Source organism: Mesomycoplasma ovipneumoniae, assembly GCF_035918255.1.
Taxonomy (GTDB): domain Bacteria; phylum Bacillota_I; class Bacilli_A; order Mycoplasmatales; family Metamycoplasmataceae; genus Mesomycoplasma; species Mesomycoplasma ovipneumoniae_A.
The window spans coordinates 843,753-858,852 of the sequence record NZ_CP142136.1; the positions used below are offsets into that span (position 1 = coordinate 843,753).

The 15,100-nt window shown below is 28.5% G+C and carries 7 protein-coding genes and 1 CRISPR repeat array; of the genes, 3 read left to right on the top strand and 4 right to left on the bottom strand.

Annotated elements, in window-relative coordinates; genetic code table 4:
- Positions 1-358: 358 nt before the first annotated feature.
- Positions 359-4,162, bottom strand: coding sequence for a type II CRISPR RNA-guided endonuclease Cas9 (gene cas9 / locus U3G01_RS02995; protein WP_255031122.1), 3,804 nt, complete (start codon positions 4,160-4,162; stop codon positions 359-361).
- 296 nt (positions 4,163-4,458) lie between these two features.
- On the opposite strand from cas9, the gene cas1 reads away from it, so the two are divergent.
- Genes cas1 through U3G01_RS03010 form a run of 3 tightly spaced genes read left to right on the top strand, consistent with a single transcriptional unit; the run spans position 4,459 to position 6,432 of the window.
- Positions 4,459-5,340, top strand: coding sequence for a type II CRISPR-associated endonuclease Cas1 (gene cas1 / locus U3G01_RS03000; protein WP_255031123.1), 882 nt, complete (start codon positions 4,459-4,461; stop codon positions 5,338-5,340).
- A 25-nt stretch (positions 5,341-5,365) separates the two neighbouring features.
- Positions 5,366-5,659, top strand: coding sequence for a CRISPR-associated endonuclease Cas2 (gene cas2, locus U3G01_RS03005; protein WP_179850655.1), 294 nt, complete (start codon positions 5,366-5,368; stop codon positions 5,657-5,659).
- Positions 5,659-6,432 (top strand): hypothetical protein, encoded by a 774-nt coding sequence (locus U3G01_RS03010; protein WP_255031125.1) that lies wholly within the window; start codon positions 5,659-5,661, stop codon positions 6,430-6,432. The genes cas2 and U3G01_RS03010 overlap by 1 nt, the downstream gene beginning before the upstream one ends.
- Before the next feature lie 68 nt (positions 6,433-6,500).
- Positions 6,501-12,419: direct repeats of the CRISPR family, unit length 36 nt; unit sequence GTTTTTGTGCTGTACAATTTCTTACTAGAGTAAAAC.
- Positions 12,420-12,774: 355 nt separating this feature from the next.
- Here the strand turns inward: U3G01_RS03010 and U3G01_RS03015 are convergent.
- The 3 genes from U3G01_RS03015 to U3G01_RS03025 form a co-directional block, all read right to left on the bottom strand.
- Complete coding sequence (locus U3G01_RS03015) at positions 12,775-13,437, bottom strand: S1C family serine protease (protein ID WP_255031127.1); 663 nt, start codon at positions 13,435-13,437, stop codon at positions 12,775-12,777.
- A gap of 294 nt (positions 13,438-13,731) precedes the next feature.
- On the bottom strand, positions 13,732-14,094 hold the full coding sequence (rplQ, locus tag U3G01_RS03020; protein ID WP_010321375.1) for a 50S ribosomal protein L17: 363 nt from the start codon (positions 14,092-14,094) through the stop codon (positions 13,732-13,734).
- Between the two features lie 2 nt (positions 14,095-14,096).
- Positions 14,097-15,095 (bottom strand): DNA-directed RNA polymerase subunit alpha, encoded by a 999-nt coding sequence (locus U3G01_RS03025; protein ID WP_255031129.1) that lies wholly within the window; start codon positions 15,093-15,095, stop codon positions 14,097-14,099.
- Between the last annotated feature and the right edge of the window lie 5 nt (positions 15,096-15,100).

The window sequence follows — 15,100 nt, forward strand, 5'->3', positions numbered from 1 at the left end:
AAATTATAATATAAAAAGGCTAAAATGAGTATAAAGTTATACAAAATTAGTGGTTTTGTGATAAATCCAAAGCTCTAAATAGAAAAACTAATAAAATAAAGGTAAACTAGTATATTAGTTTCTGAAGTATTAAAAAGGCGAGTTAAAATAAACAATTGAAATTGACAATTGTAGACAAAATAAATACATTAAAATTGCTGAATTTAGAGGTTTTAAAAGTCAAAATTTTACATTTTAGACAAGATTTTGGGCAAATTTACAAAAACGGAACAAGAAAAGGATAAACAAAAAACCAAAAACGGGAATATTAAATATTTAGTATTTTGTGTAAACTTTTACTAATAAAATAGGCAAATAGTTATTTAATTGTGCACATTAGCTTCTCATCATCTGTGTGCTCTTTTATTTTTACAGGATATTCGTTTCCTAATTCATCAAGATGTATAGGAATATATTGTTTAAAAATTGGATTTGTTGTATGTGGAATGGCTCTTTCAACTTTAAAGTTAAGTGGTCTTAATCCATAGATTGTATCAACATTATCACTTTTGGTCATTGATGAAATAAAATAATAATTTTCGTTTTTCGTATCTTTTGTTTGCTTGAAATCATCTATATCTAAACTTTTTTTCTTTAAAATTAACCCTTTTTTAAGCACAAAAATTGGCTTGCAATTAACAGGTATCGGTTTTTCGAAATCAGATTTGTAAATATCGAGTTTTTCCTTATTGTACAAATTTTCATCAAGAAAATCAAATTCACTAATTCCAAAATTTCTCATTTGTGAAGTAACTGGAATAGATTTATAGATTGCCTTCCCATTTTCGTAAACTTTATAAACTAGTGAGTAAAGAGAAAATAGCTTATCCTTGAAAGATTTCCCGCCATCATGCTTGCTTACAATTTTGAATTTTATCGGAATAGATTTGTACTCAATAATTTTGATGTTTTTGTAGAATCGCTTAAAATTTTTGTTGTCAATATTATCGTAACAAGTTAACTCATCAGAGGGCTTGTAATTATAATATAGCAATTTTTCAACTGCTCTTGCTGATTCAATTTCATCTTTTAAAGTTGGTTCCTTCGACGCCAAATCATTCATATATTCAACGAAAGCTTTTCCAGAGTCCTTGCTAAAGCCGTTATACTTTTCAAAAATTTCCTTTAATTTATTAAATTCCGACAAATGTGATTGCGCCATTAAAACAGTATATTCACTTTTTCCATCAGCTTTTTTGCCAAAAGGATTTTCAAAATATTTTCTTAAATCTTTGTTTTCGGTTGTAACAAGATTTTTCTTAATAAATTTAAAATATTTATCTTGCTTTTCATCATATTTAAATCCATATAATGTCTCATCTGATAGACCTCCATTTATAATATTGCGAATTTTTCGCGAAAATTTTATAGGAGTGTGTTTTTTTGCTTCTTCATATTTTTCTCGAATTATTTTCTTTAAATCTTCAACTTTTTTAAGCTTATCGACTTCAAACTTTGGAATTTTAACTAACTCACCAGTTTCAATGTTTTCTTTATGGTTTTCATCATGAAGAAAATATTTTTTATCATTTTTATTATCTGCAAGTGTTAAAAGATTAGCGATTTGAGGGTTTTGGCTACCAATAATCGCAACAATTGCTGCATCAACAGCATGATGCTCGTTATTTTCACGATTTTTTTCAATTTCTTTCTTATTATCGTTGTCCGGCTTTATTCTAAAATATCTGGTAACATGACCTTTAATTGTTGATATTTTTACTTTGTGCTTGCTAGAATTTTCATCAATGTATGTAAAAAACTCATTATTTTCAAAATGCTCTATAAGTGCATGATAGAATAATTTTGTTGAATACCTTGTGTCATTTAAGTTTCTGGCTAAAAATTCAACTTGAAATTCATCATAATCTTCTAGCGTTAAAAATCGAAATCTATTTTTTGCAGAATTTTCATCCAAATATACAAAAGAATCTACTAAAGCAGCTATTTTTTTAGACTTTTTATTTGTTTTATTTGTTTTATTTGTTTTATTTGTTTTATCGAATAATTCTTTTGCTTTTTCATAGTATTCGTTATAAAATTTTTGCCCCTTTGATTTTATATATTCACTAGCGATTAATTTTCCTTTTTGTTGGTTTTCTGCTTTTGTTGTTAATATTTTGTTTGCTTGCGAATTATCATAAGACATTGAATATGGGATTATATGATCAATTTCATATTCTCGGCTTTTCTTAATCAATTCATGTATGTCAATGTTTTTCAATCTATAAAGATCTATGCCATCTTGTTGATGGTAAAATCTTAATTTATCTGTAAGACTATTAGGCTTTGTTTTTAAATCAGAAAGTTCATAACCTTTACTTTTTAAATTCAAAATTTGAAATAATTTTTCAAGACTTTTTGCTTTACCATTGTTCTTATTTCACTCTTTTAATTCTTCAATTCCTTTTTTATCATTTTTTTCGCGAGGGCTCTCGATAACAATTGCGTCAATTATATTTTCTTTTGAATATTTTTTGATAATTCGGTTTAAAACTAAAACTGCTTGTTCGAATGTGTTTTTTGTTCCAAGTGAAATAATTTCGTCCTGAAAAATTCTCGGATTTAAATATTTAGTTTTTTTATCACTCTTTGCTAATTTAGATTTTTGTATTTCCCATTCTTTTCTTATTTCTTCATCTTTTCACTTTAAAAATTCTGAGTTCTTATTTTGTTCGAACATTTTTGGCAAAAATAACCTTATTGCTTCAAGTGAAAAATTACCAATTTTCTTAAAATTAAAATTTGTATTACTAAAGATGGATTTAACAAAATCTAATTGTTTTTCACTATCAATATTTAATTCTTTAAAAATATTTTTCTCAGTTAATTTTTTTAAAACTTCGTCTTGCCCACGACTTTTTTCATGGTCAAGAATTATGCAAATTTCATCTAAAAATGGCAAAAATTTCAATATATTATTAATATTTATTCAATTATAACCAGAAGAATGGGAATAAATTGTTGCCAATAAATGTTTTGTTACTTCTAATTTTGTAGTTGGTTCTTCTTTAATTATTTTTCTACCTTGAATTGTATCTTGATCATCAATATCTGATTTTTGAAACCCAAAATCTTTAAGAATTATTTTTTTAATTTCATTTTTTTTGAGTGAAATTGATATAATTTTTGCATTTTCTTTTACTTTTAATAATTCATCAAGAAGTTCGTTTCTATCATTAGAACTTAATTGTCATATTTTTTTATGTTCAGTTTTTAACTCGGAACTTAAATTAATTAATTGGTTTAACAGGTTGAAAATTTCATAAGATGGGTAATTAACTGGAGATCTATTCTCTTCAACAAAAAATGAGCATTTTCCTATAGTTTTATCTCAAATATTATCGTATTTTTTAGTAACTTTTCCGTTTTCATCTTTTTGAAAAATTCCATATTCACTAGCACTGTGTTCAGATCCTGGACCTTTCGCATAATCTCTAACCGAACTAAAAAGATTTAAAAATTTTTCACTAAATTCTGGGTTAATTTCTTGGACTTCAAAAAGTTTTTTAATTTCATTAACCCATTGCAAATTAGAAAAACTATAACCGCCCAAATCTTTTGGGATAGAACTGTTTGATTTAAAAAAACCATTTTTTTTGAAAAAATCATACAATAAAATGCTAGGATGTTCTATTCCTTCATACTTATCAGCAACATTTTCTTCTTGTAAATCATAAAAAAAGCCACGATTTTCAAGGTAATCATGCAATATTCAGATTAAATCTAATTTTTCAATCTTAGAATCAAGAGCTTTAACTTTTACTTCTAAAATATTTGAATGTTTTGCCGCACATTTTTTATATATTTCTGTGAAAAATGAAATTATTTTTTCGTAATTTTCCGTATCTTTTTTATTAGCGCGTTGAATATCACTAATATTTTTAAGTTCAAATAAATCTTTATATTTTAATATTAGGTTAATAAATCTTTGATTTCGATATACTTTTCGACGAATATTCCTTCTAGTTGAACGAAAAGCACGTCTTTCATTGGCGGTTTTTCTTTCTTCAAAAGTTCGTGTACCTCAATCAAGTATTTTGCTTGTGGTACTATCAATAATTGCTCATCCAACAGATGCAATCCCGAGGTCAAAGCCAATAGTAATATTTTTTTTATTATGCATATTTTTAACCTTTCTGCTCAAAATATTAATTTTTGCATTTTTTATTATTGATTATTAAATAATTATAATTCGCCATTTATTAAATTTTACCAAAAATTTAAGCATTAACCTTTACTAAAAAATAAAAAAACCCCACTAGGTGGGGAAATTCGACAGCATAATGCGTCTTATTTTTGTGCGACAATTTCTTACTAGAGTAAAATTTTATGCGCATACTTATGTATGCAAAATTAATTATACACCATTTTTTATTTTTTTATTTATTTTTTTTATTCATATAAAAAACGAGTATTACTATGAAAAAAATCATTGAAATTAGCGAATCAGAATACGTTTATCTTTTTCTAAACAACATTGTGATCAAAAAAGACAGTGAAAAATTTGTTTTTCCCATTGATACAGTTGATGTCTTAATTTTTGAAAACGACAGAGCAACTATATCAATTCCAGTCATCAATGAACTTGTTGAAAAAAAGGTAAACATTATTATTTGCAAAAATCATTTACCGCAATCGTTAATAATTCCTTACAGCGGCTACTATAATAATAAGATCTTTCAAGAGCAAATAAAATGAGATATTCCGTACAAAACTAAAACTTGACAAGAAATTATCAAACTAAAAATTCAAAGATCCATAAGTGTTTTAAAGTCAATTCAGAAAATTAATTCAGAAGATGAAGCCAAAATGTGAGACTATTTTCACGATGTTCAACCTTATGATACTAACAATCGCGAAGGCCATGCGGCAAAGTTATATTTTAAACTTTTATTTGGTAAAGGTTTTATTCGCGACCAAGATGGTGATGACAATATTAACATCTTATTAAATTACGGTTATATTGTCTTACTTAGTTATGTTGCCCGGATTATTTGCGGCAAAGGTCTTGACAATCGACTTGGAATTTACCATAAGAGTTTTAATAACAATTTTCCGCTTGCTTGTGATTTAATGGAACCTTATCGCTATTGAGTTGACCAGATTGTTTATAGTCATATCAATGCTGAATTTCTTAATTTTCAGGATTTTAAAGAAGCACTTTTTAAATCCTTTAGCCAGCATATTGAATATAAAGGCAAACATATTAAATTTAGCAAATATATGGAATTTGAAATTATGGACATTCTTAATTTAAAAGAAAATTATAGGGAAATTACTACAGAAAGTGATCAAAGTTAATACTAGAGAGATGCGTATTTTATTAATGTATGACATTTATTATATTAATGAAGATGATAATAAACTTTATAACAAATTCATTAAGGAACTTTATAAACTTGGCTATGTCAGGTTGCAATACTCAATTTATTCTAAAATAATTCCAACTCACCTTCAATATAATAGTGAGAAAAAGAAACTTTTAAGAATTATTCCCAAAAATTCAAATATTAGAATTGCGATGTTAACTGAAAAACAATATCAAAACATCGAAATTCTTAATGGCACAAAGTCCAAAAATGAAATCTATAATCTAGAGGAGGATTATATCAAACTATAATGCTAAAATTTTTTAATAACCTTAACAATACAGTCCAACTTAAAACTAACGTAAAAATCATTGAAACTGAAAATACAGATCTATTTTTGAGTCATCTTTTTAATTATGAATATGAAAGTGAATCAAAGGTCTTTGAACTTATGTCAAGAAAAATATCGCTAAAAGATTCAGTTTTAATTACTAATTTGACAAAATTTTCAGAATTTTTAAGTCTAAGTGCTAAAAACTGACTTGGTGATTCTATAATTAACGATGAATATTGAAGCGAAAGTATCTTTTTTCGTAATGAAAAAATCGATGGAATTGTTGATAAAATCAATCAAAAGCTAGGATTTGAATTTTTAAACTATGAAATTGATAATGTAAAACTAATTAAAGCAATTTTTAACATCGAAAATGATATATTAATAAATAAGGAAAACTTTGAGAATCTCGCCGAAATTATTTTTAGTACAATGAAACAGACACTTGTAATTCTAAAAGATCTTGATTATATAAAATTGGAAAAACTTTTTAAATATCATAATGTAACTTTCCTAATTTTGACAAATGATTTTACAAAATATATTTCCAAATTTAGTGAACTTGAATTAGTTGCTTTTTATTCACAGAAAACTGTAATTGATGTAATTGATAATTTACCGATTATTCGTTATTTTGAAAATCTCAAAAATCGGCCTATTGATGAAGATGAGTTAATATACACTTCTGAAGAAGAGAAAATGGAAGCAAAAATACATTTTTACAAAATAAAAACAAGTTTTTTAAACTAAAAACGTTTTTATAATTGATTTTTTAGTTTAAAAATTAAAAAAAAATACCTTTTTTTCTTGGAAATGAGGTTTTTGTGCTGTACAATTTCTTACTAGAGTAAAACAACTTAAAGATCAACACAAACTAAAACAACGTTTTTGTGCTGTACAATTTCTTACTAGAGTAAAACCAGTTTTTGCACTCAATTCACGATTCTGTTGTTTTTGTGCTGTACAATTTCTTACTAGAGTAAAACTGATATATCAACTAACTACTTATATTATAGGTTTTTGTGCTGTACAATTTCTTACTAGAGTAAAACCATTTTCTGAGTCATAAAAACTGACTGTGAGTTTTTGTGCTGTACAATTTCTTACTAGAGTAAAACACAAAGCCAATTGCTGATATTTTCTGAGAAGTTTTTGTGCTGTACAATTTCTTACTAGAGTAAAACAACCTGTTGGAAATTATCCAGTAAATAGGGGTTTTTGTGCTGTACAATTTCTTACTAGAGTAAAACTGACTTTTTCAACCTTATATAATAATTATATGTTTTTGTGCTGTACAATTTCTTACTAGAGTAAAACGTCTAAAAATTGGATTGTCTGCAAATTTTGGTTTTTGTGCTGTACAATTTCTTACTAGAGTAAAACGCAAAAACAGTTGCCAAAGAATGAAACGCCGTTTTTGTGCTGTACAATTTCTTACTAGAGTAAAACGTAATCTTCTTTTGAGTGAAACTTAAAATTGTTTTTGTGCTGTACAATTTCTTACTAGAGTAAAACGAACAATATACTCTTGATATAGATCTAGTTGTTTTTGTGCTGTACAATTTCTTACTAGAGTAAAACGACTTGTCTGAGGAAAAAAAGAGAGACTGTGTTTTTGTGCTGTACAATTTCTTACTAGAGTAAAACTTCAAGGCATGAAAAACTGCCGTTTATCTTGTTTTTGTGCTGTACAATTTCTTACTAGAGTAAAACGTTACAGCAAAAGTAAGGGTTGAATTATACGTTTTTGTGCTGTACAATTTCTTACTAGAGTAAAACGCAAAAGACTTTAATTTCTTTTTTGCTCCGCTGTTTTTGTGCTGTACAATTTCTTACTAGAGTAAAACATGTTGATTCAGGTGATGGTGACAAAATGGGTTTTTGTGCTGTACAATTTCTTACTAGAGTAAAACCTTACAAACACGGACTATATGTTCCATAAAAGTTTTTGTGCTGTACAATTTCTTACTAGAGTAAAACCAATTAACAATAAAGTTTTTTATTTTGACTGTTTTTGTGCTGTACAATTTCTTACTAGAGTAAAACATAAGGTTGCTTTTTTGTTTTGCTTCCTTAGTTTTTGTGCTGTACAATTTCTTACTAGAGTAAAACATCCGCCTGGCAAATTTGTATAAAGAATTAGTTTTTGTGCTGTACAATTTCTTACTAGAGTAAAACAAAATGGATAAGATAACAAACTATAACCAGGTTTTTGTGCTGTACAATTTCTTACTAGAGTAAAACACAAAGAGAATTTAAAAACCTGACCTTTATGTTTTTGTGCTGTACAATTTCTTACTAGAGTAAAACTTTGCTAAATTGTTTAGGATTAGTTTAGACGTTTTTGTGCTGTACAATTTCTTACTAGAGTAAAACTACTGCTTCAAAAAATAAAGGTTATAGTTTGTTTTTGTGCTGTACAATTTCTTACTAGAGTAAAACATCGAAAATTATTGCGAATGATATTTTTTTGTTTTTGTGCTGTACAATTTCTTACTAGAGTAAAACTATAATATAGTTAAGTAGTTGATTGATAACGTTTTTGTGCTGTACAATTTCTTACTAGAGTAAAACAAAAAAATGCTCGATAACATTTTCCGCGCTGTTTTTGTGCTGTACAATTTCTTACTAGAGTAAAACTGACTTATCAACCTTATACTCTAATTATATGTTTTTGTGCTGTACAATTTCTTACTAGAGTAAAACAAGGCAATTGACCTTATTAATTCGTTATTTGTTTTTGTGCTGTACAATTTCTTACTAGAGTAAAACTATTAGAGGAACCTATGCTAATATTTACAGGTTTTTGTGCTGTACAATTTCTTACTAGAGTAAAACCCTAAAAATATAAAAATAAGGAGTCTACACAGTTTTTGTGCTGTACAATTTCTTACTAGAGTAAAACAAGGCAATTGACCTTATTAATTCTTTGTTCGTTTTTGTGCTGTACAATTTCTTACTAGAGTAAAACAAAGAACAGTATGCTGAGCAATCTTCTGATGTTTTTGTGCTGTACAATTTCTTACTAGAGTAAAACGGTGAGAATGTTTGCTGCATCCGCCGACTTAGTTTTTGTGCTGTACAATTTCTTACTAGAGTAAAACTCAAAAAACGGAGAAATCTGCAGTGCCCTGCGTTTTTGTGCTGTACAATTTCTTACTAGAGTAAAACAAAGAACAATACAACCAAGAGAGCAGTGACGTTTTTGTGCTGTACAATTTCTTACTAGAGTAAAACAAAAAAATATGTTATAATTATATTAGAGCAGTTTTTGTGCTGTACAATTTCTTACTAGAGTAAAACATTTATGTCCCAGAGTTTTGTCATGACCTTGTTTTTGTGCTGTACAATTTCTTACTAGAGTAAAACTTATTATATCTGAGACTTTGAACTAGCATTGTTTTTGTGCTGTACAATTTCTTACTAGAGTAAAACCTGGAGAAAGAGGACAACAAGGAGAACCCGGTTTTTGTGCTGTACAATTTCTTACTAGAGTAAAACAATTTTATTAGATTTATAATTGACGTCCAGCGTTTTTGTGCTGTACAATTTCTTACTAGAGTAAAACTCAATTATAAATCTAATAAAATTACGTGCTGTTTTTGTGCTGTACAATTTCTTACTAGAGTAAAACTAGTTATCTTTTCTAGATCTGGTCTTATCTGTTTTTGTGCTGTACAATTTCTTACTAGAGTAAAACTTTTCTTTAAGACAATACTGTTTGTATCGTGTTTTTGTGCTGTACAATTTCTTACTAGAGTAAAACTCGTATTAAATAGTTTATACGGCAAGTTCGGTTTTTGTGCTGTACAATTTCTTACTAGAGTAAAACCTAACAACCCGTTATTTTGTAATTACATATGTTTTTGTGCTGTACAATTTCTTACTAGAGTAAAACGAAAAGGAAAAAATTGAAAAAATGAACCCAGTTTTTGTGCTGTACAATTTCTTACTAGAGTAAAACCACCAACTCATTTTACAAAAGGTAAAAGTGGTTTTTGTGCTGTACAATTTCTTACTAGAGTAAAACAAATGTTATTGTTTGTTAGACCCAAAAAGTGTTTTTGTGCTGTACAATTTCTTACTAGAGTAAAACAAAACTTTATATGAGGTAGTAAAATTGATTGTTTTTGTGCTGTACAATTTCTTACTAGAGTAAAACTTTGTGTCTTAATCATTGGGGGTTACCACCGTTTTTGTGCTGTACAATTTCTTACTAGAGTAAAACAAACGGCAAAAAATATTTTAGATCTTTCAAGTTTTTGTGCTGTACAATTTCTTACTAGAGTAAAACTTGAATTTGCCTGCATTCAAACAGTGCCACGTTTTTGTGCTGTACAATTTCTTACTAGAGTAAAACTAAAAATGATACTATACTATCTAATAGTCAGTTTTTGTGCTGTACAATTTCTTACTAGAGTAAAACAATACTAATGGTCTTCACCACCAAAAATGTGTTTTTGTGCTGTACAATTTCTTACTAGAGTAAAACGTATAATTATAGTATAAGGTTGAAAAGTCAGTTTTTGTGCTGTACAATTTCTTACTAGAGTAAAACTTTAAGGCATAAAGGTGCTCTCCAAGAGTAGTTTTTGTGCTGTACAATTTCTTACTAGAGTAAAACATCCGCCTATCGAAATTATATAAAGAACTAGTTTTTGTGCTGTACAATTTCTTACTAGAGTAAAACAATACAAGAGTTATTACTAAACAACAGTATGTTTTTGTGCTGTACAATTTCTTACTAGAGTAAAACCCGAAAAATAAAAAAATAAGGAGTCTATACAGTTTTTGTGCTGTACAATTTCTTACTAGAGTAAAACCAAAAAGAGCAGGATCATAGAAAAAACGGAGTTTTTGTGCTGTACAATTTCTTACTAGAGTAAAACTATCAACAAGAACAAGAACAACTAGACTTAGTTTTTGTGCTGTACAATTTCTTACTAAAGTAAAACCTAATTTGCTGACTTGTGGTGTTAATGTTAGTTTTTGTGCTGTACAATTTCTTACTAGAGTAAAACAATTTATATACTAACATGTTACCACTTTTTGTTTTTGTGCTGTACAATTTCTTACTAGAGTAAAACATTTTTATATAATAATTAAGTTGTTTATTTGTTTTTGTGCTGTACAATTTCTTACTAGAGTAAAACAATAAAAATGCAGTTCCCTTTGGAATGTCTGTTTTTGTGCTGTACAATTTCTTACTAGAGTAAAACAATTCTTTCGAACGCCTTTTTGGTAGAACTGTTTTTGTGCTTTACAATTTCTTACTAGAGTAAAACATGTTGATTCAGGAGACGGGGATAAAATGGGTTTTTGTGCTGTACAATTTCTTACTAGAGTAAAACTCGCCAACCCATTTTTTAAACTACTTATATGTTTTTGTGCTGTACAATTTCTTGCTAGAGTAAAACTTATTGAGATTGAACTTTTACTGATATTGTGTTTTTGTGCTGTACAATTTCTTACTAGAGTAAAACCGATTGTTTTTTGCAGTCAATTTGAAGCTAGTTTTTGTGCTGTACAATTTCTTGCTAGAGTAAAACTTATTGAGATTGAACTTTTACTGATATTGTGTTTTTGTGCTGTACAATTTCTTACTAGAGTAAAACAAAACTGATCAAAAAACAGTGGTGTATTATGTTTTTGTGCTGTACAATTTCTTACTAGAGTAAAACTATTCGGTAATTCTTCTTTTATTTGTGATAGTTTTTGTGCTGTACAATTTCTTACTAGAGTAAAACAGACTGGGTCTTGATAAAAACTTGACCATTGTTTTTGTGCTGTACAATTTCTTACTAGAGTAAAACACAATAAAATTAATTTCAAAAAACGACTTAGTTTTTGTGCTGTACAATTTCTTACTAGAGTAAAACTATTTTCTTTTTGCTCTTCCAAAACGTTCTGTTTTTGTGCTGTACAATTTCTTGCTAGAGTAAAACTCGCCAACCCATTTTTTAAACTACTTATATGTTTTTGTGCTGTACAATTTCTTACTAGAGTAAAACAACGAACTAGCTAACAGAAAAGTGGAATTAGTTTTTGTGCTGTACAATTTCTTACTAGAGTAAAACTCAATTTTGTTCTCTTTTCTTAATTCTTTCGTTTTTGTGCTGTACAATTTCTTACTAGAGTAAAACTTTTTTTAATAATACAACCAAATTTGCGGTCGTTTTTGTGCTGTACAATTTCTTACTAGAGTAAAACCTTTTTGGACATTTTTGAGAGCCTCTTCAAGTTTTTGTGCTGTACAATTTCTTACTAGAGTAAAACAATTATACACCAAAAGGATTTAGTGCTGAGGTTTTTGTGCTGTACAATTTCTTACTAGAGTAAAACAAACTAATTACAGACGCTTTTGGTAAAAGTGTTTTTGTGCTGTACAATTTCTTACTAGAGTAAAACTGTAAGTATGTTTGCAGCATCGGCGCTTTTGTTTTTGTGCTGTACAATTTCTTACTAGAGTAAAACGCAAACATTATACGAAGTATTAAAATTAATGTTTTTGTGCTGTACAATTTCTTACTAGAGTAAAACTAAAATATGAGTCAAATTTTGTGTATGTTCGTTTTTGTGCTGTACAATTTCTTACTAGAGTAAAACGGCATTTTTATTGCCTTACTTATATTATACGTTTTTGTGCTGTACAATTTCTTACTAGAGTAAAACATTTTTTGGATTTGTATGAAGCTCTCTAAGTTTTTGTGCTGTACAATTTCTTACTAGAGTAAAACCGAAGGCATCGAGGAGGCCTATGAGAAAAACATGTGTGTATGTAATAAAATTGCATTTTAGAGTAAAAGATGAATACCGCAAGGCAAGACGCAAGAGCAAGTATACTTATTGTCTTGTAGAATATTTTATTAAAATAAAACAGCATTTAGACAAAGGAGCCTTAAAATGCCGTTGTTCTGGCGCTGTACAATTCATTAATTGAACAAAATGGCTCTACCAACATGTTACCACTTATGGCATATTATTTCAGTGCTGCGAAATTTCTTATTAGAGTAAAACCTAATCACAAATTTTAATAGCTTTGCTATATTTATTTAACGGACTTAATAGTGAATTATTTAGAAAATTAAAAATTTAATTTGAATTTAAAAACTCTTTTATTTGATTTGAAGGGACAAAAAAAGAAATACCTTGAACTGGTTTTTCATTTATAAGCCGAAAAGTCATAATACCAATTACTTTGTTTTTAGTATTTAAAACAGGACCGCCACTATTTCCTGGCTCAATTGTGATACTAGTTCGAACAAAATTTTGATTAACTACTTTATTAGTTCCTGAAACTATTCCTTTGCTGATTGTTAAGCCAAGATTATGTGGATTTCCGATTGTAAAAATTTCATCGCCATAACCAAAATTTTCTTCTATTTCAAGGTTTTTAACTTTTGTGTTTAGTTCCAAACTTAATATGTCATAGTTTGGTGAAATTTTTATAATTTTAGTTTTTTTGTAGTCTTTTTCATTTGCAAAGCGGTAAAAAATATCAATTTCATCGCTATTTTCAAGAATGTGTTTATTAGTGATAATTTTATTATTTATAACAAAACCGGTCGCAAAAGAAACTTCCTCATTTTTTTGAATCTTAATTTCAACAATTGACTTTAAAAGGGCTTCATGGTTAATTTTTGGATTTAGTTTTATTCAATTATTTGTTAGTAAAGTAACGTTTGCTAACAAAATTCCAAGATTTAGAGCCAAAAATAAACCAATAAACCCGTATTTTTTAGTGAATTTTTTCATTTTTATCTAAAAGTGTCTTATTCTTAAGTGATTCTAATTATACCTTAATTTTTTCTCAGACCAAGCATTTTTTTTTTTTTTTTTACAAAAGATTAAATTTAAAATAATAAAAATTAAGACTTTAGGTCAAAAAACAGGATTTACCGGTATTTTTGCATATTTATACTCACTAGAAAGCAAATTTTTGCAATCAACCCGGGAAACTCGGGATTCAGGAACAATTTTTGATCTAAAAGCATAAAAAAACCTATGAATTCATAGGCTTTTTTTAGATTTTGGTCTTTAAATTACTAACTAAACTAATTCAATAATTGCCATTTTTGAATTATCGCCATTTCGGCTAGGAATTTTAACTATTCGAGTATAGCCACCTTGTCTTTCTTGGTAACGAGGTGCTATTTTGGTAAATAAATAAGGCATAACTTTCATTCCGTCTTTGGTTTTTTGGTTATATAAATAACTAAGAACTTGACGGCGAGCTGCTAGATCGTTTTTTTTGGCTTTGGTAATTAATTTTTCAACAACAGAACGAAGACGCTTTGCACGTGCAAGTGTGGTTTTTAGATGACCATGTAAAATTAAAGAAGTTGCAAGTGAGCGGAAAACTTGGCGATCTCAGGCAGCATCACGGGAATAAATTTGGTGCGGATTAGCCATAATTAGTTTTCTCCTTTTTGTTCGTTTTTATATATTTCAAGTTTTTCAATTATTTCCTGAACTGATTTACGGCCAAGATTTTTAATATTTTCAAAGTCATCTTGTGTTAGGTTTTCAATGTCAGAAATTTTATAATAATGAGCGCGTCTAAGTGCATTTATTGAGCGCACGGAAAGGTCTAAAGACTCAATTGCATCCGAAAAGCGACGGGATGGCTCTTCTTTGACGACTGAGGGTTCAAAAAATTCCTCGGAAAATTTGTTAAGATTTTCGACATTTGCCAAAATATTAAGGTGGGCTAGTAAAATTTTTGAACCTTCAGAGACAGCATCTTTAGCCTTAATTGAGCCGTCAGTTTTAATTGAAAAGCTTAGTTTTTCTTCAACAATCGGGCTGGCTGAATTAATTTCAACAGATTGATAATTAGCACTTAAAACCGGTGAAAAATCACTATCAACAGCCAAAACTGTGCCATCAAGGTTGGATTCAAGACTTAGTAAAACTTCGTTGACATATTTTTTGTTAGTTTCAAAATCGCTAAAACCTTTACCTGAAGTTATAAAAAGTTCAAATTTAAGTGAATTAACTCTTGAGACATCGGCAATATACAAATCGGGATTGACAATTTTTAGTCCACTATCAGAAACAATGTCGCGAGCATAAATTTGTCCAGCTTTTTGGCCATTAAAACTTGCCCGGTGAATTTGATTTTGTCCAAAAAGAGCAGGATCATAGAAAAAACGGACTCTTTTTAGGTTGTTTAGAATTGTAACAACATCTTCAATTACATCATCAAGAATACTAAATTCATGAGTTACGCCGGCAATTTTTACCCCAAAAACTGCACAAGAAGTAATTGAAGACAGAACTACACGACGAAGAGCATTTCCGATTGTATTTCCAAGTCCGCGCTCGAGCGGTTTTAGTTCAAAACTTGTTTCAAATTCACTAATTTGGTCAGTTAAGTTTTCAGAATAGTAAACATTTGCATGTTTTTTCATAAAAT